General features: G+C 68.3%; 17 protein-coding genes, 2 tRNA genes and 3 pseudogenes. 6 read left to right on the top strand and 16 right to left on the bottom strand.

Annotated features, from left to right (window positions below):
• Positions 1–46: 46 nt before the first annotated feature.
• From ACRQ5B_RS12325 to ACRQ5B_RS12310, 4 genes are all read right to left on the bottom strand, one after another.
• Positions 47–1,159, bottom strand: coding sequence for a branched-chain amino acid aminotransferase (locus ACRQ5B_RS12325; RefSeq protein WP_432394244.1), 1,113 nt, complete (start codon positions 1,157–1,159; stop codon positions 47–49).
• Positions 1,160–1,255: 96 nt separating this feature from the next.
• On the bottom strand, positions 1,256–2,308 hold the full coding sequence (locus ACRQ5B_RS12320; protein WP_432394241.1) for a 3-isopropylmalate dehydrogenase: 1,053 nt from the start codon (positions 2,306–2,308) through the stop codon (positions 1,256–1,258).
• A gap of 83 nt (positions 2,309–2,391) precedes the next feature.
• On the bottom strand, positions 2,392–2,568 hold the full coding sequence (locus ACRQ5B_RS12315) for a hypothetical protein (protein WP_432394238.1): 177 nt from the start codon (positions 2,566–2,568) through the stop codon (positions 2,392–2,394).
• A gap of 2 nt (positions 2,569–2,570) precedes the next feature.
• The gene (locus tag ACRQ5B_RS12310) at positions 2,571–2,726 is read right to left on the bottom strand and encodes a hypothetical protein (protein WP_432394235.1); all 156 of its coding nucleotides are present in this window, start codon (positions 2,724–2,726) and stop codon (positions 2,571–2,573) included.
• A 143-nt stretch (positions 2,727–2,869) separates the two neighbouring features.
• Between ACRQ5B_RS12310 and ACRQ5B_RS12305 the strand changes: the two genes are divergently transcribed.
• Positions 2,870–3,133, top strand: coding sequence for a hypothetical protein (locus ACRQ5B_RS12305; protein WP_432394232.1), 264 nt, complete (start codon positions 2,870–2,872; stop codon positions 3,131–3,133).
• A gap of 115 nt (positions 3,134–3,248) precedes the next feature.
• Here ACRQ5B_RS12305 and ACRQ5B_RS12300 read toward each other — a convergent pair whose 3' ends face one another.
• The 10 genes and pseudogenes from ACRQ5B_RS12300 to ACRQ5B_RS12255 form a co-directional block, all read right to left on the bottom strand.
• Positions 3,249–4,007: a hypothetical protein gene (locus ACRQ5B_RS12300; protein WP_432394229.1), complete on the bottom strand. Its 759-nt coding sequence runs from the start codon at positions 4,005–4,007 to the stop codon at positions 3,249–3,251.
• A 341-nt stretch (positions 4,008–4,348) separates the two neighbouring features.
• A pseudogene (gene metG / locus ACRQ5B_RS12295) lies at positions 4,349–5,906 on the bottom strand (methionine--tRNA ligase).
• A gap of 9 nt (positions 5,907–5,915) precedes the next feature.
• On the bottom strand, positions 5,916–6,686 hold the full coding sequence (locus ACRQ5B_RS12290; RefSeq protein ID WP_377970056.1) for an ABC transporter ATP-binding protein: 771 nt from the start codon (positions 6,684–6,686) through the stop codon (positions 5,916–5,918).
• Positions 6,683–9,471, bottom strand: a pseudogene (locus tag ACRQ5B_RS12285) (ABC transporter permease). Before ACRQ5B_RS12285 ends, ACRQ5B_RS12290 begins: the two are co-directional and overlap by 4 nt.
• A 215-nt stretch (positions 9,472–9,686) precedes the next feature.
• A complete protein-coding gene (gene serA, locus ACRQ5B_RS12280; RefSeq protein WP_364134893.1) occupies positions 9,687–11,282 on the bottom strand; it encodes a phosphoglycerate dehydrogenase in 1,596 nt (531 codons plus the stop codon).
• 137 nt (positions 11,283–11,419) lie between these two features.
• Positions 11,420–12,445 carry a ketol-acid reductoisomerase gene (gene ilvC / locus ACRQ5B_RS12275; protein ID WP_290257480.1) on the bottom strand — a complete coding sequence of 342 codons (1,026 nt, stop codon included), beginning with the start codon at positions 12,443–12,445 and terminating at the stop codon, positions 11,420–11,422.
• A 79-nt stretch (positions 12,446–12,524) separates the two neighbouring features.
• Positions 12,525–13,037, bottom strand: coding sequence for an acetolactate synthase small subunit (ilvN, locus tag ACRQ5B_RS12270; RefSeq protein ID WP_432394224.1), 513 nt, complete (start codon positions 13,035–13,037; stop codon positions 12,525–12,527).
• A 2-nt stretch (positions 13,038–13,039) separates the two neighbouring features.
• Positions 13,040–14,941, bottom strand: coding sequence for an acetolactate synthase large subunit (locus ACRQ5B_RS12265; protein WP_432394221.1), 1,902 nt, complete (start codon positions 14,939–14,941; stop codon positions 13,040–13,042).
• Positions 14,942–15,281: 340 nt separating this feature from the next.
• The gene (gene ilvD, locus ACRQ5B_RS12260) at positions 15,282–17,000 is read right to left on the bottom strand and encodes a dihydroxy-acid dehydratase (protein ID WP_432394218.1); all 1,719 of its coding nucleotides are present in this window, start codon (positions 16,998–17,000) and stop codon (positions 15,282–15,284) included.
• 101 nt (positions 17,001–17,101) lie between these two features.
• A complete protein-coding gene (locus ACRQ5B_RS12255) occupies positions 17,102–18,070 on the bottom strand; it encodes a LysR family transcriptional regulator (protein WP_412883354.1) in 969 nt (322 codons plus the stop codon).
• A 105-nt stretch (positions 18,071–18,175) separates the two neighbouring features.
• On the opposite strand from ACRQ5B_RS12255, the gene ACRQ5B_RS12250 reads away from it, so the two are divergent.
• Entirely contained in the window at positions 18,176–19,039 is an 864-nt protein-coding gene (locus tag ACRQ5B_RS12250) for a hypothetical protein (RefSeq protein ID WP_432394214.1), read from the top strand.
• Positions 19,040–19,295: 256 nt separating this feature from the next.
• A tRNA-Lys gene (locus ACRQ5B_RS12245) sits at positions 19,296–19,367 on the top strand.
• Between the two features lie 733 nt (positions 19,368–20,100).
• Here the strand turns inward: ACRQ5B_RS12245 and ACRQ5B_RS12240 are convergent.
• The gene (locus tag ACRQ5B_RS12240; RefSeq protein WP_290257472.1) at positions 20,101–20,235 is read right to left on the bottom strand and encodes a hypothetical protein; all 135 of its coding nucleotides are present in this window, start codon (positions 20,233–20,235) and stop codon (positions 20,101–20,103) included.
• 102 nt (positions 20,236–20,337) lie between these two features.
• Positions 20,338–20,832 (bottom strand): MarR family winged helix-turn-helix transcriptional regulator, encoded by a 495-nt coding sequence (locus tag ACRQ5B_RS12235; RefSeq protein WP_432394210.1) that lies wholly within the window; start codon positions 20,830–20,832, stop codon positions 20,338–20,340.
• Between the two features lie 108 nt (positions 20,833–20,940).
• Between ACRQ5B_RS12235 and bcp the strand changes: the two are divergent.
• From bcp to ACRQ5B_RS12220, 3 genes and pseudogenes are all read left to right on the top strand, one after another.
• Positions 20,941–21,412 (top strand): annotated as a pseudogene (gene bcp / locus ACRQ5B_RS12230) (thioredoxin-dependent thiol peroxidase).
• A gap of 56 nt (positions 21,413–21,468) precedes the next feature.
• Positions 21,469–21,552, top strand: a tRNA-Leu gene (locus ACRQ5B_RS12225).
• A gap of 196 nt (positions 21,553–21,748) precedes the next feature.
• Positions 21,749–22,444 (top strand): fasciclin domain-containing protein, encoded by a 696-nt coding sequence (locus ACRQ5B_RS12220; RefSeq protein WP_364134872.1) that lies wholly within the window; start codon positions 21,749–21,751, stop codon positions 22,442–22,444.
• The last annotated feature ends 253 nt before the right edge of the window (positions 22,445–22,697 follow it).

The following is a 22,697-nucleotide window of genomic DNA, read 5'->3' as shown; positions in this document are numbered from 1 at the left end:
GTCCCATCGTCCCACCGCGCCCGCCCGGAGGGCAGGGCCGGAGTGCTTACGCCAGGCGGGTCAGCCAGCCGTGGGTGTCCTCGACCGTGCCGGTCTGGATGCCGAGCAACTGTTCGCGGATGGCCATGGTGGTCCCGCCGGCCTTGGCGTCCTCGGAGCCGATGAACTCGGTGGCGTCCTTGAGCACGCCGATCGGGGTGATCACGGCGGCGGTGCCGCAGGCGAAGACCTCGGCGATCTCACCGGAGGCCACGCCGTCGCGCCACTCGTCCAGGGTGATCTTCCGTTCGGTGACCTCGCGGCCCATGTCGCGGGCCACCTGGATGACCGAGGACCGGGTGACGCCCTCGAGGATGGTGCCCGAGAGGGCCGGGGTGACCAAGGAGCCGTCCTTCATCACGAAGAAGACGTTCATGCCGCCGAGCTCCTCGACGGCATTGTCGTTGAACTGGTCCAGGAAGAGCACCTGCTTGCAGCCGTTGGCCTCGGCCTCCTGCTGGGCGATCAGCGACGCGGCGTAGTTGCCGCCGCACTTGGCGGCACCGGTGCCGCCGCGGCCGGCACGGGCGTATTCGCGCGAGATCCAGATGGAGACGGGCTTGAGCTCGCCGCCGAAGTAGTTACCGGCCGGGGAGGCGATCACGCGGAAGGAGACCTCGCGGGCGGCCCGGACGCCCAGGAACGCCTCGGTGGCGATCATGAACGGCCGCAGGTACAGGGCCTCGCCGTCGCCGCTGGGGACCCAGTCACGGTCGACGGCGACCAGCTCGCGGATGGCGGCGAGGAAGTATTCCTCGGGCAGTTCCGGCAGGGCGAGCCGGCGGGCGGACTTGTTCAGCCGGGCGGCGTTGGCCTCGGGCCGGAACGTCCAGACGGAGCCGTCCGCGTGGCGGTAGGCCTTGAGGCCCTCGAAGATTTCCTGGCCGTAGTGCAGGACCGCGGCGGAGGGGTCCAGCATGATCGGACCGTAGGGTTCGATCCGGGAGTCGTGCCAGCCGCCCTTGCCCTCCGCGTCGACGCTGTAGTCGACGATCGCGGTGTGGTCGGTGAAATAGTCGCCGAATCCCGGGTTCGCCAGGATGGCTGCGCGCTCTTCCGCGGACTTCGGGGTCGCCGAGAGCCGCTGCGCGAATTCGACGCCATGGGCAGTCTGGGTCATGGTTCCTCCATGGTCGGCTGCCTGGCGGTGTGAACGTGGTTCATCCTCGGACCACGGCAGCAAATTGGTGAGTCGAAACTAGCTTACGCCCGGGCGTCAGAAGGCGGCCGCGATGGCATCGCCGATCGCCGCCGTGCTGCGGAAGCTCCCGTCGCGGGCCTCGACGTCGGCGGTCACGGCCGCCTCGATCCGCCGCGCGGCCGGGCCGTAGCCGAGGTGGTCCAGCAGCAGGGCGGCGGAGAGGATCGCGGCGCTCGGGTCGGCCTTCTGCTGGCCGGCGATGTCCGGGGCGGAGCCGTGGACGGGTTCGAACATCGACGGCGCGGTGCGGTCCATGTTGATGTTGCCGGACGCGGCCAGGCCGATGCCGCCGGTGATGGCCGCGGCGAGGTCGGTGAGGATGTCGCCGAAGAGGTTGTCCGTGACGATCACGTCGAAGCGGGCCGGGTCCGTAACCATGAAGATGGTGGCGGCGTCCACGTGCAGGTAGTCGTGGCTGACCTCGGGGAACTCCTGGGCGACGGCCTCCACGGTGCGCTTCCAGAGGTGGCCTGCGTAGACCAGCACGTTGTGCTTGTGCACCAGGGTCAGCTTCTTGCGCGGGCGCTCGTTGGCGCGGCGGAAGGCGTCACGGACCACGCGCTCGACACCGTGGGCGGTGTTCAGCGAGACCTCGGTGGCGACCTCGTGCGGGGTGCCGCTACGCAGGGTGCCGCCGTTGCCGACGTAGGGGCCCTCGGTGCCCTCGCGGACCACGATGAAGTCGACCTCGCCGGGGTTGGCCAGCGGGCTGCCGACGCCGGCGTACAGCTTGGAGGGGCGCAGGTTCACATAGTGGTCCAGGCTGAAGCGGAGCTTAAGCAACAGTTCGCGCTCGATAATGCCGGAAGGAATCCGGGTGTCCCCGGGTGCGGCGCCGACGGCGCCGAAGAGGATGGCGTCGCGGCCGCGCAGGTCGGCCAGCGTCTCCTCGGGCAGGGTCTCCCCCGTGGCCAGCCAGTGCGCGGCGCCCAACTCGTAGTGGGTCTGCTGCAACACGATGCCCTCGGCCGCGGCGGCCTTCTCGAGCACCTTGAGGGCTTCGGCTACGACCTCGGGGCCGATGCCGTCGCCGGGGATAACGGCCAGGTCGATCGTGGATTCGCTCATACCTTCAGGGTAGTGAGGGCATCCGCATGCTGGTCAATCCGTCTCAAAATACGAACACCGGAGGCGGCATGCAAGGGGAGGGGTCAGAGCGGCGACGCCACCACGACAACGTTCCGGCCCCACGGGTCCTCCGTGTAGCAGCTGATCAATACCAGTCTGTCGGGCACGACCTCCCAGATCGGGCTGTCCTTGAGTTGCGCCTTGGAGTAGGTGGCGATCGAATCCACCCTATAGCTGAGCGCGCCGCTGGCCGTGGTCACGGTCAGCACTCCCCGGGGGCGGCCGCGGTGCTCAGGTGATTGAAGGGCGCGTCCTGGTCAACCCAGCTGTGGCCGATGATGTAGGTGGTGTTCATCGAGCCGGTTCCCGGGGTGCCGAAAGGGGTCAGCCAGTAGCCATCCTTGGTCTCGGGCGGCACGATGCTTTGGGATGCGGCCTCACCGGCGGTGGGCTGCAACGGATGGACCGGTACATCGATGCCGGCCGCCGGGTAGGAGACGCGCAGGGGTTCGCGCTGCCGCGGGCCGGGCGGGGACTGCCGCGTTTGTCGGAGCCGCGGGGATGGCGGTTGGCGTCGCCAATGTCACCGCGGGACTGGGAACGGCCGGCGTCGTTCTCAAAGGCAGCGAGTGTCCGGCGGCGGGCACGGAGAGCGGGCTGGCAAGCTGGCTGGCGCTGGCCGGACCTCCGGAGACCGACCCCTTGCCGCCGCCGGTGGTGCCCACCCCAAAAGCAAAATATCCCAGCCACACCAGCACCAGGCCCATGATGCAGGCGGACAGCATGAGCCGCTCGGCAACCGGCGACGGCTTCTTCCTGAGCTGAGCCACGCGTTGGCGGCCGGGATGACGAACAGCCATCGTTTCTTCCTCACTGGAGTGCTGGCTTGTAGACGGGAGGCGGACCGGTTGCCGGGTGGCAATCGGTCCGCCTGCCTTGCTTACAGGTTGCTGTTCCGTCCCCGGAGTCCGCTCTTGACGAGCAGGGAGGCCGCCCCCGCCATGAGCAGCGCAGTGACGGCTACCAGCCACACCGGAAGGCCGTGGTTGCTACCGGCCGCCGTCTGCACGTTGTAGCCGGCGTTGACCGCCGGGGCCGGCTGAACGGCGGCGGCGGCACCCGCGGGGATAACCGCTGGCCGCTGAACGGCCGGCGCAGGCGGTGTGACGACGGGCGGGGTCACCACCGGCGGGGTGACAACCGGCGGAGTCACCACCGGCGGAGTCACCACCGGCGGGGTCACCACCGGCGGGGTCGTCGGCGGAGTCGTCGGTTCGACGGGCGGGTCGGACGGGGTGTCGCAATCGCCTTCATCGCCGTTGCCGCCGCCCCAGCCACCACCGTGGTCACCCTTGTCGCCACCGTTGCCGCCGCCCCAGCCGCCACCGTGATCGCCCTTATCGCCACCGTTGCCGCCGCCCCAGCCACCCGAGCCGCCACCGTGATCGCCCTTGTCGCCACCCGAACCGCCACCACCTTGATGGTCGGAATTTCCGGCGCCGCCGCCGGTCCACCCTCCGGAACCGTGCTGGTTGTCCTTGCCCGGAGTCTTGGTTCCGTCACCGGGCGTCGCACTTCCCTGGGTGGTTGCCCCGGAGTGGACCTCAGTGTCGCTGCCTGCCGGCGAAGCGTAAGCCGTGCCTGCCGTGCCCAGGAGAGCAAGACTCAGAATTCCGGCTGCCGCAATTGTTCGTTTCATATTCGGTCGCCCCATCTAAAGAAAGGTTTGTCGACCTGACTCCACCGCGCGGAGTACCCGGCTACGACCAAGCCGAACGAGACCTGGCCACGCGGGAAAATTCGTAGTGACAATTACTCCCCAGCAGATTTGTCAGTCCGCTAACGCAGTCAGGCTAAGACGGGGCAGAAACGATGGTCCCGGGTGACGGCTGCTCGATTTTCGAACGAAATTACCTGTTTATCCGTGGAATTACTTGGCCTGGCCACCGTCATGCGAATGTCCGCTCTCCTGACAAACCCGGAAACGACGAACACCCCCGGCAATAGGCCGGGGTGTTCGTCGTCTTCGGGCCGGGCGGCTCAGGCCTCCGCGGGCTCCTCGTACTTCGGGAAGACCGGGGCCGGGGCGGGCAGGGCGGTGCCGGCCTCGATCGGCGTGGCCAGCGCGGCGAAGCTGCGGGCCCCCCTCGGGTTGGCCGAGGCTGTCCAGGATGGCGCCGGCCGCCGTCGGCATCACCGGCTGCGCCAGGATGGCGACGTTCCGCAGCACCTCGAGGGTGACGTAGAGGACCGTGTTCATCCGTTCGACGTCGGTCTTCCGCAGCACCCACGGGGCCTGTCCGGCGAAGTAGGCGTTGGTGTCGCCGAGGACGTTCCAGATGGCCTCAAGGGCACGGCTGAACTCCTGCTTCTCGAACGCGGCGCGGGCAGCGTCGAGCAGGCCCCGGGCCTGTCCCAACAGGGCGTCGTCTTCGGCGCTGAAGGCGGCCGGGACGGGGACCTTGCCCTCGCAGTTCTTGGCGACCATGGACAGGGACCGCTGGGCGAGGTTGCCGAAGTTGTTGGCCAGGTCCGCGTTCATCCGGCCCACGATCGCCTCGTGGTTGTAGTTGCCGTCGGCCCCGAAGGGGACTTCCCGCAGGAAGAAGTAGCGCACCTGGTCGAGGCCGTACTGCGCGACAAAGTCCGCCGGCGCCACCACGTTGCCGAGCGACTTGGACATCTTGACGCCGTTGTTGTGCAGGAAGCCGTGGATCATGATGCGCTTGGGCAGCTCCAGCCCGGCGGACATCAGGAACGCCGGCCAGTAGATGGCGTGGAACCGGGAGATGTCCTTGCCGATCACGTGCACGTCAGCCGGCCAGTACTTCTTGAACGATTCGGATTCGAGGTCCGGGTAGCCGACGCCGGTGAGGTAGTTGGTGAGCGCGTCCACCCACACGTACATGACGTGCCCGTCGCTGCCGGGGACGGGGACGCCCCAGTCGAAGGTGGTCCGGCTGATGGAGAGGTCCTCGAGGCCGCGCTTGACGAAGCTGATGACCTCGTTGAAGCGGGACTGCGGTGCCCCGAACTCGGGGTGCGCCTCGTACAGGGCGAGCAGCTTGTCCTGGTAGGCCGAGAGCCGGAAGAAGTAGCTTTCCTCGGCGGTCCAGGTGACCTCCGTGTCGGTCTCCCGCGAGTAGCGGAGGCCGTCGTCCTTGACCACGGTCTCGTCTTCGCCGTAGTAGGCCTCGTCGCGGACCGAATACCAGCCCTCGTAGTTGGACAGGTAGATGTCCCCGTTTGCTTCCATCTTCTTCCAGATGGCCTGCGACGCGGCGTAGTGGTCGGCGTCCGTGGTCCGGATGAAGCGGTCGTAGGAGATGCCGAGGGCCGCGTGGGCGGCCTGGTAGATCTCCGCGTTACGGTCGACCAGTTCCTTGGGCGAAATGCCTTCCCTCTCGGCCGTCTGGGCGATCTTCATCCCGTGCTCGTCGGTCCCGGTGAGGAAGAAGACGTCGTAGCCGTCCAGCCGCTTGAACCGTGCCATCGCATCGGTGGCGATGTATTCGTAGGCGTGGCCGATGTGCGGCACGCCGTTCGGGTAGGTGATGGCGGTGGTGATGTAGAACGGGGGCTTTTCGGAAGACGTCACGGGTTAAACCTAAATCAGTTCGGTGAGGGTATCGCTCTGGCGGACAAGTTCGTGGTCATGTGAAGCGACCAGCACGGCGATGCCGTCCGAGGTGGTGTCCTTGAGGATGCTGATGATGCGGTTGGCCGAGGCCCGGTCCAGGCTGGCGGTGGGTTCGTCCACCACGAGCACGCGGGTCCCCAGGATCAGCGCACGGGCGATCGCCACGCGCTGGCGTTCACCGCCGGAGAGCTGGGCGGGCCGGTGGCGCATGCGCCGGCCCAGGCCCACCAGGTCCAGGAGGTCCTTGGCCATGTCCCGGCGCTGTTCGACCTCGCCGTCGGGGACGGCCGGCAGCAGGACGTTCTCCAGCGCGCTCATGCCGTCGATCAGGGCCCCGCCCTGGTCCACGTAGCCGATCAGCGCGCGGCGGCGGTCGGCGATCTCATCGTCGCCCATGGTCTCCAGCGAGTCGCCCTCCCAGAAGACCCGGCCCGACGTCGGCAGGGTCAGGCCCGCGCCGACGGTGAGGATGCTGGTCTTGCCGGAGCCGGAACGGCCGGCGACACAGTGCATCTCGCCGGCATGCAGCGTCATGTTGAAGTCATCCACGACGTTGACGGCCTCGGCGCCGTTCTTGCCGCCGCCGTAGTGGATGGTGATGTTGCTCAGCTCCAGCGGCGTGGCGTGGTCCGTTGGCCGCACGATCGTGTTGGCGCGGGTCTTCTGCGCCGCCGCACGGCGGGTGCTGGTGGTCATCCGGTCGTGTGCTTCCCGGTCAAGGTTCAGCTCGTTGGTCATTGGACTACTTTCGTTGCAATCGGGATCCAGCAGAGGACCGCGACCAGGCCGGCGACGGCGGCCCAGAGTGCGGCGTAGGGGGCGAGGATGAGGCCCACGCCCAGGGCACCGAGGACGCCCAGGGGCAGGGCGATGGTTCCCACCATGGCATTTTCGAAGAAGCGGACCTGGCCCAGCATGTCCGGGTTCCAGCCCATCGCCTGCAGCGTGCCCAGGTACTGGCGCTTGGCGGCAAGCTCGAACCGGCCGGTGACCATGGTCAGCAGCAGGCCCACGGCCACCCCGGAGATGCCCAGGATGATGCTGGGCAGGGCGATGCTGGCGGCGGCCACGCCGCTGAGGGCGCTGGCGCCGGCGGCACGCGGGATGTCGATCAGCAGGGCGGCGAGGCCGCCCACCGCGGCGCCGAAGACGCCGACGGCGATCGCCAGGGAGCCGGTGTTGAACTTGTTGGTGCTCAGCTGCCGGCTGGCGAAGGTCAGCGGGGAGTCGACCGGGATGAGCCGCTCGTCGTGCTGCGGTTCCTGGTCGATCACCTCGCGGTGGCGCAGCTGCTGGGCCGCGAAGAAGGCCGCGGCGCAGTAGAGCACCAGGACCGAGGCGGAGACGATCGCGGTGGCCGGGTTCCAGCTGACCAGGCTCAGGATGATCCCGGCGGCGGCCAGCGCCGCGGCGCCGACCCCGAACTCGGCCAGCACCCAGGTGAGGATCCGGCGCTGGGTCCACCCCATGGCGCGCAGGGTTCCGGCCTCGCGGCGGCGCTTGCGGACGTAGCTCACGGTGGAGGCGCCGGTCAGCAGGGCGGCCCCGCAGAGGGTCAGGAACAGCAGGGTGAGGTTGGTGCCCGACAGCGAGCCGGACACGGCGTCGGCCGCGTTCTGCCGCACCCACGACTGCGTGACGGTGCCCAGCGGGGATTCCTTGCCGGCGTCGTCCTTGGAGTAGCCGGGCACGAAGATGCTGGCGTCCTCGCGGGCGGAGCCTGCCACCACGGTGGCTTCCAGGCCCATGTCGCGAATCTGGTTGGCGAGCTTCTCGACCTCGGGCTGCGCCTGCTTCCAGGTGCCGTCGACCTTGGTGCGGACCCGCACGGCGTCGATGACGGAGGCGTTCTTGTCGTAGCCGCGGGCGGCGGCCAGGCCGTAGTAGTCGGTGATGGCGCCGGCGGACTGGCTGACCAGGCCCGTGGCGCTGAGCGAGGGCTTTAGCGTGGTGGGAGTGGTGTCCTTGCCGGAGGCGTCCTTGGTCAGGGTCATCGGCGTCGGGTCGTAGCCGCCCAGCGGGAGGCGGTTGACGTCGCCGGCGGCCTCCTGGACCTTGGCCGGATCGAAGGTTCCGTAGACCATGGGCAGCGGCGTGGCCGGCTTCTTGCCGGTCTGCAGGTTCTCCCGGTAGGAGCGCTCGTCCACCGGGGTGCGCTGGGTCTGGTCGACGGCGGCACCGTTGGCGCCCTTCTCGGGCAGCCGGTTGACGGTAACCCATTCCCCGGGGACGGCGGACTTCTCGACGGCGCCGTTGCCGGCGGTCTGGCCGTCCTTGTACTTCGGCGCTGCGGCGAAGTCGGTGCTCCAAATGGCGGGGTTGTAGAGGCCCTGGCCGAAGCCGCCGGTGTCCCCCATCAGTGAACTGAGGTCCTTGGAGCCGGGCCAGGCCAGGTCGAACGGGGCCTTCGAGACGAACGGCAGGTAGTCCTTGTCCAGGGACCGGGTGACGGTGCCGACGTCCTTGGTGACGTTGCCGGCGTTGTCGATTTCCTCGATCTTGACCGAGTACTTCAGGTCCAGGGAGGTGCCGGAGCGGACGATCAGCGGGATGGCCTGCGAGTCGGCGGTGAGCTGGCCGGCGTTCTTGGCCTGCTGGTACTGGGTCATCAGGGGCGCCCAGTACTTGAGCTTCACGCCCAGGAAGTCGGGGCCTTCCTTGAGCTGGTCCATGGTGATACCGCTGGTGAAGAGGCTCTCGAAGTGGCGGCCGATCGCGCCGGCGTCGCGGGCGTCGGCGGGCGGGGCCTTCTCCAGGGGTGCCAGGAAGTCGCCGGCACCGCCCAGCAGGGCGCGTTCGGCGACGGGGTCGACGGCGACCACGGACTCGGTGACCTGCGGCGCCAGGGGCAGCGCCACGGAGAGGTTGAAGAGGGTGTGCTCGGAGCCGCCGGCCGGAGCCGGGAACTTGATGCCGGTCTCCCCGCCGGGCCCGCGATGCGGACGTTCTTGCCGCCGGCGACCTGTTCCTCGACCAGCTTGCCCTTGCCGAGGGTGCCCTCGGCGGTGGTCTTGAACAGCGTCTGCTCGCTGGAGCCGTTGGAGCTGACGGCGCTGGCGGTCAGACGGTACTTCTTGGGGGTGTCGCTCAGGACGGACTGCGCGGCGGGCCACTTGGAGGGGTCCGTGGCGGTGGGGTCACCGGCGGTGCCGGCCAGGCCGGCGTTGTAGCCCAGGTAGTCGGTGGCGTCGAGGCGGGGTGCCTCCAGGTTCTGCGAGACGCGCGAGACCAGGCTGATCGGCGCGGCGACGGAGGTGCCGGAGAGCTTCCGGATGGCGTCGAGCTGGTCGAAGCCGATGCCGCCCTGGCCGGTGGCGATGTCCGGCTGCATCAGCGCCCCGGACGAGCTGGCCTTGGCCTGGACCAGGATGTCGTAGAGGCCGCGCGAGTTCTGGTCGACGGTGCGGTTGAGCGCCGCCTGGGACTGTCCCTGCACGAGGACGGACAGGCACATGGCGACGATCAAAATGGACGCGGTCAGCAAAAGCACTCTGCTTCTGATGAACCTTTGGACGGCGTTCATTGGGCTCCTGAAAGCTGGATTGCGTGCACACGCCGCTGTTCGTGGTCCGCGGGTTCTCGGCGCGGATGAGAAGGCTTCCCTGCCGGGCGTGCAAAAGTAAAGGCCGGTCTGCCGGCCACATCCTGGAATCGGACGTAGCTATTGTACGCAGACCGGCCGGTGGTTCCCGGACGCCTGCGGCGGACGCGCCGCCGCAGGCAAACCGGTAAGGGTGCTTAGTCCTCGAGGTCCACTTCGCGCACCATCTCGGCGCCGATGCCGGCCTTGATGGCGTCAAGGACCTGCTGCGGCACGGAGCTGTCGATGGTCAGCAGTGCGAGCACCTGGCCGCCCTCGGCCTGCCGGGCCACCTGCATGCCGGCGATGTTGATGTTGTTCATGCCGAGGATGTGGCCTATGGTGCCGATCACGCCGGGGCGGTCCGAATAGGCGACCACCACGAGGTGCTCGCTGATCGGGATTTCGACCTCGAAGCCGTTGATGCCGACCAGCTTCTCGATCTGCTTGGGTCCGGTCAGGGTGCCGGCCACGGAGATCTGGCTGCCGTCGCTGAGCGCCCCGCGCAGGGTCAGGACGTTGCGGTAGGACTCGGTGTCCGGGGTGGTGATCAGCCGGACGTTGATGCCGCGCTGCTCGGCGATCACCGGGGCGTTGACGTAGGAGACCTGCTCGGTGACGACGTCGGCGAAAATGCCCTTGAGCGCGGCGAGTTCGAGGACCTTGACGTCCAGTTCGGAGATCTCACCGGCGACCTCGACGTCGAACTGGGTCAGCGACGCGTGGGTCATGGCGGTGAAGATCCGGCCCAGCTTCTCGATCAGCGGGATGCCGGGGCGCACGTCGGGGGCGATCACGCCGCCTGCGACGTTCACGGCGTCCGGGACCAGCTCGCCAGCCAGGGCCTGGCGGACGGACTTGGCCACCGAGACGCCGGCCTTCTCCTGGGCCTCATCGGTGGAGGCGCCCAGGTGCGGGGTGACCACCACGTTGTCAAGCTTGAAGAAGGGCAGGTCGGTGCTGGGCTCCTTGACGAACACGTCGACGCCGGCGCCGGCGATCTCGCCGGACTCCAGCGCGGTGTAGAGGGCTTCCTCGTCCACCAGGCCGCCGCGGGCGACGTTGACGACGTACGCGGTGGGCTTCATCTTCCGGAACGCGTCGGCGCCGAGCATGCCGACCGTTTCCGGGGTCTTGGGCATGTGGATGGTGATGAAGTCGGACTGGGCCAGCAGCTCGTCCAGGGTCACCAGCTGCACGCCGAGCTGGGCGGCCCGGGCGGAGGTGATGTAGGGGTCGTAGGCGAGGATCTTGGTGTCGAAGCCCTTCAGCCGGGCCGCGACCAGTGCGCCGATGCGGCCGAGGCCGATGATGCCGATCTTCTTCTCGAACAGTTCGGTACCGGTGTACTTGGAGCGCTTCCACTCGCCGTTCTTGAGCGCCGCGGAGGCCTGCGGGATGTGCCGGGCCAGGCTCAGGATGTGGCCGACGGTCAGTTCTGCGGCGGAGACGATGTTCGACGTCGGGGCGTTGACCACCATGACGCCGGCCTGGGTGGCGGCCTTGATGTCCACGTTGTCGAGTCCGACGCCGGCACGGGCGATGACCTTGAGGTTCTTCGCCGCGGCGATGGCCTCAGCGTCGACCTGGGTGGCCGAGCGGATCAGGATCGCGTCCACGTCGGCGATCGCCGAGAGCAGCTGGGAACGGTCGGCGCCGTCGGTCTGGCGGATCTCGAAGTCCGGGCCGAGGGCCTCGACTGTGGCGGGCGAAAGTTCCTCGGCGAGGAGTACGACAGGTTTGGTGCTTGTCACCGGTGACCTCTTTAGCTCTCTTGTTTTCAGGTGGGGATTTTGGTGAATCGATGGCGCGGGTAAACAGATGGTGCGGGTAAACACAGGGAAAGCCGGACCCCCGTCTGGGTGTCCGGCTCCCCCTGCCGGTCAGTTCCCTAGCGGGCGACTGATCCTTCGGTGTAGTCGTCTTCGTTCTTGATCCAAGAGAACAGCTTGCGCAGTTCCCGGCCGGTGGCCTCGATCGGGTGGTCCTCACCCTTCTTGCGAAGGGCCTTGAACTCCGGTGCGCCGGCGTCCTGGTCGTCGATGAAGCGCTTGGCGAAGGTGCCGTCCTGGATGTCCTTGAGGACGGCCTTCATGTTCTCCTTCACCTCGGGGGTGATGACCCGCGGGCCGGAGACGTAGTCGCCGTACTCGGCGGTGTCGGAGACGCTCCAGCGCTGCTTCGCGATGCCGCCCTCGACCATCAGGTCGACGATCAGCTTGAGCTCGTGCAGCACCTCGAAGTAGGCAACCTCGGGCTTGTAGCCGGCCTCGGTCAGGGTCTCGAAGCCGTACATGATCAGCTGCGAGGCGCCGCCGCAGAGGACCGCCTGCTCGCCGAAGAGGTCGGTTTCGGTCTCTTCGGTGAAGGTGGTCTCGATAACGCCGGCGCGGGTGCCGCCGATGGCCTTGGCGTAGGACAGGGCCAGTTCCTTGGCCTTGCCGGACGGGTTCTGCTCGACGGCGATCAGGTCCGGCACGCCGCGGCCGGCCTCGAATTCGCGGCGGACGATGTGGCCCGGGCCCTTGGGGGCGACCAGGGCGACGTCGACGTCGGCCGGCGGCTGGATGTAGCCGTAGCGGATGTTGAAGCCGTGGCCGAAGAACAGGGCGTCGCCGGCCTGCAGGTTCGGGGCGATGTCCTCGGCGTAGACGTGGCGCTGGACCTGGTCCGGGGTGAGGACCATGATCAGGTCGGCCTCGGCGACGGCGTCGGCGACGTTGAGGACGCGCAGGCCCTCAGCCTCGGCCTTGGCGCGGGACTTCGACCCTTCCTTGAGCCCGACGCGGACGTCAACACCGGAATCGCGCAGGCTGAGGGCGTGGGCGTGGCCCTGGGATCCGTAACCGATCACGGCGACGGTGCGGCCCTGGATGATCGACAGGTCGGCGTCGTCGTCGTAAAACATTTCAGTCACTGGGGTGTCTCCTTATTAATGGATTCGTGGGGTGTTGTCTGTGAATTCGTGTGGCGCTGTGCTGCAGGTGCGGCGCGGCCTACGCGGAGCGCAGGGCCCGGTCGCTCATCGAGCGGGACCCGCGGCCGACGGCCAGGGTGCCGGACTGCACGATTTCGCGGATGCCAAAGGGCTCAAGCACCGAGAGCAGTGCCGTGAGCTTGTCGGGGTGGCCGGTGGCCTCGATGACGACCGACTCTGTGGAGACGTCGACCACCGATGCGCGGAAGAGGTCGGCTGCCTGGGTTACCTGCAGCCGGGTTGCGGCGTCCGCCCGTACCTTGACCAGGATGTGGTCGCGCTGTACGGAAGATTCTGGGGTGAGCTCGACGATCTTGATCACGTTGACCAGCTTATTCAGCTGCTTGGTGACCTGCTCGATCAGCTGGCCGTCGGCGTCGACGACGACGGTCATCCGGGAGATGCCGGCGACCTCGGTCGGGCCGACGGCCAGGGAGTTGATGTTGAAGGCGCGCCGGGCGAAGAGGCTGGCCACGCGGGTCAGCACGCCGGGCTTGTCCTCGACCAGGACGGAGAGTGTGTGGCGGGTCATGGTCAGTCCTCTTCTTCCCAGTCCGGGGTCATGTTCCGGGCGACCTGGATCTGGTCGTTGCTCACTCCGGCGGGCACCATCGGCCAGACCATGGAGTTGGGGCTGACGACGAAGTCGATCACCACGGGACGGTCGTTGATTTCCAGGGCCTTCTGGATGGTCGCGTCGATATCCTCGTCGCGTTCGCAGCGCAGGGCTGCGCAGCCGTAGGCGTCGGCGAGCTTGACGAAGTCCGGGATGCGGACGGTGTCGTGGCCAGTGTTGAGGTCCGTGTTGGAGTAACGGCCCTCGTAGAACAGGGTCTGCCACTGGCGGACCATGCCGAGGGATGAGTTGTTGATGACGGCGACCTTGATGGGGATGTTGTTGATCGCGCAGGTGGCAAGTTCCTGGTTGGTCATCTGGAAGCAGCCGTCGCCGTCGATCGCCCAGACCACGCGGTCCGGGTTGCCCACCTTGGCGCCCATCGCCGCGGGCACGGCGTAGCCCATGGTGCCGGCGCCGCCGGAGTTCAGCCAGGCGTGGGGGCGCTCGTACTTGATGAACTGTGAGGCCCACATCTGGTGCTGGCCCACGCCGGCGACGTAGACGCCCTCGGGGCCGGTCAGGGCACCGATCCGCTCGATGACCCGCTGCGGGGCGGTCAGGCCATCCTCGGGTTCGGTCCAGCCGAGGGGGTAGGTCTCCTTGAGGTTATTCAGGAAGGCCCACCAGTTGGCCAGGTCCGGGGTGCCGGAGGCCTCGAACTGCAGCCGCAGGGCCTCGCTCAGTTCGGGGATGATCTCCTTGACCGAACCCACGATCGGCACGTCCGCGGTGCGGTTCTTGGAGATTTCCGCGGGGTCGATGTCCGCGTGGATCACCTTCGCGTGCGGGGCGAAGGAGGAGAGGATGCCGGTGACCCGGTCATCAAACCGGGCGCCGAGGGTGATCAGCAGGTCCGACTGCTGCAGCGCGGTGACGGCCGAGACCGTGCCGTGCATGCCGGGCATGCCGACGTGCTGCGGGTGGGAGTCGGGGAACACGCCGCGGGCCATCAGGGTGGTGACCACGGGGGCGCCGGAGAGCTCGGCCAGTTCCCGCAGCTCCGCGGAGGCGTGGGCCTTGACCACACCGCCGCCTACGTACAGGACCGGCTTCTTGGCGGCCGCGATCAGGCGCGCCGCCTCCCGGACCTGCTTGCTGTGGCCGCGGAGCACCGGGCGGTAGCCGGGCAAGTCGATCTTCGGTGGCCAGGAGAAGGTCATCTCGGACTGCTGGGCGTCCTTGGCCACGTCCACCAGGACCGGGCCGGGGCGGCCGGTCGAGGCGAGGTGGAACGCCTCCGCCATCACGTGCGGGATGTCGTTTGCGTCGGTGACCAGGAACGAGTGCTTGGTGATCGGCATGGTGATGCCGACAATGTCGGCTTCCTGGAAGGCATCGGTGCCGATGACTCCGCTGGAGACCTGGCCAGTGATGGCCACCATCGGCACGGAGTCCATGTGGGCATCCATGATGGCGGTAACGAGGTTGGTGGCACCGGGGCCGGAGGTGGCGATGCAGACGCCCACCCGTCCGGTGACCATGGCATAGCCTTGCGCGGCGTGGCCGGCTCCCTGTTCGTGACGGACCAGGACGTGATTCATCCTGGAGGCCATCAAGGGGTCATAGGTGGGCAGGATCGCGCCACCGGGCAAACCGAAAATGTCCTCGACGCCGAGTTCTTCGAGCGCGCGGACGATTGCTTGCGAGCCGGTCATCACCGTCGGGGGTACGACGTTGTTCGGCCCAAGGACGGGAGAGGCAGCAGCATGCTCGACGACGGCGGTGTCGGCCGGTCGTTCGACGCGTTCCGGAGCTTTGTGCGCTCCAGCGGACTTCGTAGCCATCAGCGAGGGGCTGATCGGCGATCCTTTGCTCATCGGACTCTTCCTTAGGTGGATCTTCGGGTGGATCTACAGTGATCGTGTGGTGCTGGCGGTGCGGGTGGAGCGGAAATAAAAAACCCCTCAGCCTGCCGGCTCTTCGAGGGGTTTGCGCGTGACGGTTCGTTACCAGTGGAGGCTATGAGGCCACGCGCTTGGTAAGGACGACGGATACACCTGCAGCAATGCCGGCGGTAACGATTGCGGTCATGCGTTCAGTTTTCCCTCTGAGCGAGACGGGTGTCAACGAGGCCCCCGCCTGTCTCACTATTTGGACACCATTGTCCACCTGCTGAACGCGGGGCCGCGGCGTCGCGCCGCGGCCCCGGAAGGGGTGCTAGCCGCAATAGGCGCCGGTGGAGGCGCTGTGGACGAGCTTGGCGTACTTGGCCAGGACGCCCTTGGTGAATTTGGCCGGCAGCGGCTGCCAGCCTTCCTTGCGGGCTTCCAACTCGGCGGGGTCGACCAGCAGGTCGAAGGAGCGGGAGGCAATGTCGACGCGGATGCGGTCGCCGTCCTTGACGAAGGCGATCGGACCGCCGTCGACCGCTTCGGGTGCGACGTGGCCGATGCAGAGGCCGGTGGTGCCGCCGGAGAAGCGTCCGTCGGTCAGCAGCAGGACGTCCTTGCCGAGGCCGGCACCCTTGATGGCGCCGGTGATGGCGAGCATCTCGCGCATGCCCGGGCCGCCCTTGGGACCCTCGTAGCGGATGACGACGACGTCGCCGGCCTTGATCTCACCCTTGTCCAGCGCGTCCAGGGCGCCCTGTTCGCGTTCGAAGACGCGGGCGGTGCCCTCGAAGACGTCGGCGTCGAAGCCGGCGCTCTTGACGACGGCGCCTTCCGGGGCCATCGAGCCGTGCAGGATGGTGATGCCGCCGGTCTTGTGGATCGGGTTGTCCAGGGCGCGGAGGATCTTGCCGTCGACGTCCGGCGGGTTGATGGCGTCCAGGTTCTCCGCGACGGTCTTGCCGGTCACGGTGAGGCAGTCGCCGTGCAGCAGGCCGGCGTCGAGCAGCGCCTTCATGATCACCGGCACGCCGCCGATCCTGTCGACGTCGGTCATGACGTAGCGGCCGAAGGGCTTGAGGTCGCCCAGGTGCGGGATCTTGTCGCCGATGCGGTTGAAGTCGTCCAGGGTCAGCTCGACCTCGGCCTCGCGGGCGATGGCCAGCAGGTGCAGGACCGCGTTGGTGGAACCGCCGAAGGCCATGGTGACGGCGATGGCGTTCTCGAAGGCCTTCTTGGTCATGATGTCGCGGGCGGTGATGCCGAGGCGGAGCAGGTTCACCACGGCCTCGCCGGACTTGCGGGCGAAGTCGTCGCGGCGGCGGTCGGCCGAGGGCGGGGCGGCGGAACCGGGGAGGGACATGCCCAGGGCCTCGCCGATGCAGGCCATGGTGTTGGCGGTGTACATGCCGCCGCAGGCGCCTTCGCCCGGGCAGATGGCCTTTTCGATGCGGGTGAGATCCTCCATGCTCATCTTGCCGGCGGCGCAGGCGCCCACGGCCTCGAAGGCGTCGATGAGGGTGACTTCCTTCTCGGAGCCGTCCTCGAGCTTGACCCAGCCGGGCATGATCGAGCCGGCGTAGAGGAAGACGCTGGAAAGGTCCAGGCGGGCCGCAGCCATCAGCATGCCCGGGAGGGACTTGTCGCAGCCGGCCAGCAGGACCGAGCCGTCAATCCGCTCGGCCTGCATGACGGTCTCGACCGAGTCGGCAATGACTTCACGGGAGACCAGGGAGAAGTGCATGCCCTCGTGGCCCATGGAGATGCCGTCGGAGACGGAGATGGTGCCGAACTGCATGGGGAAGCCGCCGCCGGCGTGGACGCCTTCCTTGGCGCCCTGGGCCAGCCGGTTCAGGGAGAGGTTGCAGGGGGTGATTTCGTTCCACGAGCTGGCGACGCCCACCTGCGGCTTGGCGAAGTCGTCATCGCCCATGCCGACGGCGCGGAACATGCCGCGGGCGGGGGCTGCGTGGATGCCATCGGTGACGACGCGGCTGCGGGGCTTGATGTCCGGGGTGGCTGCTGCTGCTTCGGTGTCCTGGCTCATGGCTCAAAGTCTATGGGTCCGGCGATGATGCCAACGAGCCAGGGGGCCGGATTAAGCGGCAATTCCGGAATATTTCCGCGCCCTCACGGTGGGCGCACGCCTCACTCCGCGGAAGCTGCAGCTTGGACAGCGGGTTTCCCGTGATCTCCGCCACGGAGTTCCGGCGCCAGCGCCACCGCCCGCGCCTCTGCCTGCAACAGGGCGATCACTTCCTGGATGGTGGTGCGGGCCGCGGCCTCGGGGCGGGCCAGCACCACGATGCTGCGGCTCGCCTTCACGCCGCGGAGGGGGCGCAGCACGAAACCACGACCCTGGTTCTTCAGGGCCGTGTAGCGCGGCAGCAGGCTGAGCCCGTGCCCGGCACTGACCAGGGCCTCGAGGACGCGCAGGTCCGGGTAGAGCTGGGCGCGCAGCGCCGGGGAGTCCGCCTGCATTTCGATCTGGCGCAGCACGGTGTCAAAGGGGAAGCCGTCCGGCACACCCATCCACGGGCAGCCGATGACGTCCTGGGCGCTGAGGCTGGCCTTGGCCGCGAGCGGATGTCCCGCGGGGACAGCCACGTCCAGCGGCTCGTCGAGGAGCGGGACCACGTCCAGGCCCTGCCGGGCGAAGACCTCGGGGCCGTCCACGCTGTGCGCGAGGACGACGTCGTAGTCGGCGGCCAGGGCGGCGAAGCCGGCGACGCCGGGGTCCTCGAAGTGAGCCTCGAAGCGCAGGCCGTCGATCTCGCGGACCCGGTGCAGCAGTCCCGGCAGGAACATTTCCGCGGCGCTGGGGAAGAACGCCGCGCTCACCCGTGTCTGCCAGCCGCGGCGGTAGGTGTCGATGGTGGCCTCGGCCCGGGCCATGGCGGTGGACACCTCCGCAGCGGCGCCGGCCATCGCCAAGCCGGCCTCGGTCAGGCGGACGCCCCGCCCGGACTTTTCGACCAGCACCACCCCGAGTTCCTCCTGGAGCGTTTTCAGCTGCTGGGAGACGGCAGACGGGGTGACCTGCATGGCCTCCGCAGTGGCCCCGACGGTGCCGCGGTCCGCCAGTTCGCGGAGGATCCGCAGCCTCTTGAAATCCATGAGCCGAGGCTACACGGGCGGCCGGGGCGTTGCTGGACACCCGCGGGGGCCGGACGTAACGTCAAGCACACGGCAACCCTGCCGCCCGACCCGAAGGATCTGGCCATGGATTGGATTATCTGGCTCATTGTCATCGTGCTGATCGTCGCGGTGGTGTGGACCCTCCTGAACCGCAACAGCCGGCGCGGCGGCGGGACGCAGGCAACCGGCACACAGGCCACCGGTACACAGGCCACCGGCAGCACGCCGCGGACCGCGGAGCGGGAGCCCGTCGCGCCGGCAGCCGCTGCTCCTGCCCCCGTACCCGCGCCGGCCCCTGAGCCTGTTGCCGAATCTGCCACCGAAACGAGTGCCGAACCGGCTGCCGCTCAGGAACCCACCACCGAGCCGGCACCGGAACCCGCCGCCGACGCCGAGCCCGCCCCGGCCGCGGCTGAACCTGCAGCAACCCACGCTGCTCCGGTGCACCACCCGGAGTACACCGGAGCCCACGCGCCCACTCTTCCGGGAGCGGAGTCCGCGGCGGCCGAGGCCGCCGAGGCGGAGACCCTGCAAGCGGCAGCATCCTCCGCCGCCGTCGAGGGCTCGGCCAGCCACGCCGCTCCCCCGGCCCCGGAACCCTCGCCCGCGTCCACGCACGAGCCGGCCGCCCCGGTGCACACGCCGGCCCCCGAGCAGATGCGCGAGCCTGCGCCCGAACCCGTCCGGGAGCCGATGCATGAACCCATGCCCGAGCCGGAGCCCATCGGCCATCTCGCCGCCGATGAGCCCTACGGTCAGGGCTCCGCCGCACCTGCGGCCGATGGCAGCGGTCCGGCCGACTTCACCGTCAAGGGCGACGCGGAAACCATGACGTACTACGAAGAGACCAGCCAGGGCTACGACGAGGCCCGGGCCGGGGTGTGGTTCGAGTCGGCAGCGCATGCCGAGGCCGCCGGCTTCCGCCCGCCCCGCCGCGTCAGGCTCTGACACTCCCGCACTGTGGCTCACTTCACATTGGACGACGGGGGCCCGCCGCCTCTCCCGACCTCATTTCGGGAGCGGGCAGGCGGCCCCCGGAGGGCCTAAATCCGCGAAATTGCGGGGTTGCCGCCCGTCACCCGGTCCGCGTGGAGCACCGCCAAGCCCCCGATTTCGCGCTCCGGCAAATCTCGTGTAGAGTTTCATGTCGTTGCGGAGAACACCGCGGGAAATAAACAGCCCGGGGGAAACGAAAACAACAGCTGCACCTCTAGCTCAACTGGCAGAGCAATTGACTCTTAATCAATGGGTTCCGGGTTCGAGTCCCGGGGGTGCACAAGAAGAGAAGCCGCTCCAACACCGATGAAATTCGGAGTTGGAGCGGCTTTTTCGTGTCTGCGCGGGTTGCAAACTGCAGGCTGGGAAATCCAAAGGCAGGACCTCCCCACTGGAAGGGTCTGTCTGGTCAGAGCAACCGGAGGCGGCGGGCGCGCAGTCCCAGGGCAGCTGATGCCGAGACCAGGACGCCGCCGCCGGCCAGCAGGGCGGCACCCAGCCCCACGGTGGCCCGCTCCCCCGGTTCCGGCTCCCCCGGTTCCGGCTCTTCCGGGGCGCCTCCGGCCGTGGAAGCGGTCGTCGGGAGGGTAGAGGCGGCGGGCTGCTGCGGAACGGAAGCGGAGGGCGTCCGGGCCGGGGACGCAGGGCTTGCGGGTGTGGCCGGCGCGGCGGTTGCCGGCGGCGCACTGGTGGCGGCCGTTGTGGCCCGGTCCGCCGGGGAGGCCGGCGCCGGTGCCGGGGCCACGGGAGCGGCCGGGGCGGGAGCCGGCGCAACGGGAGCAGTGGTGGGGACGGGTGCCGGGCTGGCAGTCGCCGTAGGCCGTGGACTGGACGGAGCCGTCGGTTGGCAGGGCCCGAGGGGCAACACGATCACGGGCGCACATGTCTCTGCTCCGGCCGGGGCCGCCGAGATCGTGAGGGCCAGGACCGTTGCGGCCAGCGCCGCGGCAACGGCTCCCGGGGAGGGGCGGCGCATACAGCGGTAATCGGTCATGAGGGAATCCGGCGCGGACTCAGCCGCGGACGCGGAGCGCCGGGTGGAAAAGCAGGGGCAGGACCAGCTGGACCGGGTCTGCGCCCACGGGCTCGTCGAGCAGCTCGTTGATCGAGGTCTGCCCTTCCAGCTCAGGCGGGTGCGACGTGTCCATGGCACACAACCCTATGCGAGGCGGACAGGCTCCCCGGGGCGTGACACGCAGTTCGCGGCGTGCTCGTGCGGGGACCGGCCGACGCCGGCCGGGAGGGACCGGTTAGGAGAGGGTGCTGACGTCCGCCGACACCTGCGGCACCGGGGCGTCAACGATGTTCTTCGCGTCCTCGGTGGAGGAAATGCGGTTCGCGAGTTCACGCACCACGGCCTGCAGCTCGTGGCGAAGGGTGTCCGGGTCGATGGACGCGGCGGCGAGCACGGAGCGTTCCATGTCAGCGGCGGCGACGACCGCTTCCCGGCCGCGGTCGGTCAGCGTCACTACGTGGCTGCGGCGGTCGGAGACGCTGCGCTCACGGGAGATGTGGCCGTGCGCCTCGAGGCGGCTGAGGGTCTTGCCCATCGTCTGCGCCTGGACACGCACCAGCTGAGCCAGCTGAGCCTGGGTCATGGGGCCATGAACGGAGAGCACTTCCATCGCGATGACCCCCGCGTGAGTAAGGCCGATTGCTCCCAGCTTTTCGTTCCAGGAGTGCTCAACCAGGCGTGCTGCCGTGGACAATAGGCGGCCAGTGGGCCAGCGATCCAAATCGGGCATAGTAAGCAGTATACCTAATCCCTGATTCGTCGTCGGTTCAGGCGCTCACTAAGCTGGGGTTCCGTCCGTCACATCCGCTCTCCGGAGCGTCAAGAACAGGAGCCCACCGTGGCAGAACGACTCGTTCCCGGCGACACCGCACCCGATTTCAGCCTCCAGGATTCCTCCGGCCGGACCGTTGGCCTGAAGGACTTCAAGGGCCGCAGCACCGTCGTCTACTTCTACCCGGCGGCGGCAACCCCGGCTGCACCAAGCAGGCCTGCGACTTCAGGGACTCCCTCGCCTCGCTCTCCGCCGCCGGCTACGACGTCGTCGGCATCTCCCCGACCCCGTCGCCAAGCTCGCCACATTCGCCGAAAACGAGGGCCTGACCTTCCCACTGCTCTCCGACCCGGACCACACGGTCGCCGAGGCATACGCCGCCTGGGGCGAGAAGAAGAACTACGGCAAGACCTATGACGGGCTGATCCGATCCACCGTGGTGGTGGGACCGGACGGCAAGGTGACCCTGGCCCAATACAACGTGCGCGCCACGGGCCACGTGGCCAAACTGCGGCGGGACCTCAAGCTCGATCTGTAGAATGGTCCCTGGCGTCCGACGCCGGATCCCCCGGGATCCGCCGACGACGGCGCCGCGCGCGAGTGGTGAAATTGGCAGACACGCAGGATTTAGGTTCCTGTGCCTTCGGGCGTGGGGGTTCAAGTCCCCCTTGCGCACCATGGAAAACCCCGGTCTTTGGCCGGGGTTTTCCTGTTTTAAAAATATTTCTGCAATCCCACCCATCCCCCCGGCCCCACCCCCCGAATCTTCTGTGAGACACCAACCAAGGGTCGGTGCCCGCCAGTCGAAATAAAAGCAGCACCGGAAAAGCCGTCCGTTGCACGCACAACATCGGCACTACTAAGGAGATTCACAATGCAGACCATCAAGCGCACCACGCTCGCCGTTTCCGGCATCGCCGCCGTCGCCATGCTGAGCCTGACCGCCTGCGGCGGATCCACCACCGGTTCCTCCAGCTCGTCGGCCCCGGCTGCCGCCCCGTCCGCCTCGAGCATGGCCGCCTCCCCCTCCATGAGCGCCTCGCCGTCGATGAGCGCCTCCGCCGGCGCCATGGATCCGGCCGCCGACCTTGTCGGTTCCGGCTGCGCCGCCTACGCCGCCCAGGTCCCCAGCGGTGCGGGCTCCGTGTCCGGCATGGCCCTCGACCCGGTAGCCACCGCGGCCTCCAACAACCCGATCCTCACCACGCTGACCGCCGCCGTCTCCGGCAAGCTCAACCCCAAGGTCAACCTGGTGGACACCCTGAACGGCAGCGAATTCACCGTCTTCGCACCGACCGATGACGCCTTCAAGAAGATCGACGCCGCCACGATCGACAAGCTCAAGACGGACGACGCCCTGCTGAGCAAGATCCTGACCTACCACGTTGTCCCGGGCAAGATCTCCCCGGACCAGATTGTGGGCACCCACAAGACGGTTGAGGGCGGCTCGGTCACCGTGACCGGCAGCAAGGATTCCCTGATGGTCGACGGCGCCAACGTCGTCTGCGGTGGCGTCAAGACCGCCAACGCCACCGTGTACATGGTCGACTCGGTGCTGATGCCGAAGTAACCACCACCGACCTCCCTTTCCGGGTTCGGATTGACTCCCCGGACCCGACCGGAGAAAACGAAGGCCCGCACCATCGGTGCGGGCCTTCGCCGTGTCCGGGCCGCCTCATCACCGCCATGCCGGGGCCGTGCCGGAGTTTGCGGCCGGGTTTGCGGCACGGCACCGTCCACTAGAATGGGGCTCACTCCGCAGCCGGCGGCCCCATCGTTTCCAGAGGTGATTCTTCAGTGCCCAGCAGGACCGCGCCCATCAG

It is taken from the genome of Pseudarthrobacter sp. L19, from assembly GCF_050859435.1.
In the GTDB taxonomy this organism is placed as follows: Bacteria; Actinomycetota; Actinomycetes; order Actinomycetales; family Micrococcaceae; genus Arthrobacter.
The sequence above is the reverse complement of the archived record's forward strand: the minus strand, read 5'-3'. Positions and strand labels throughout refer to the sequence as shown.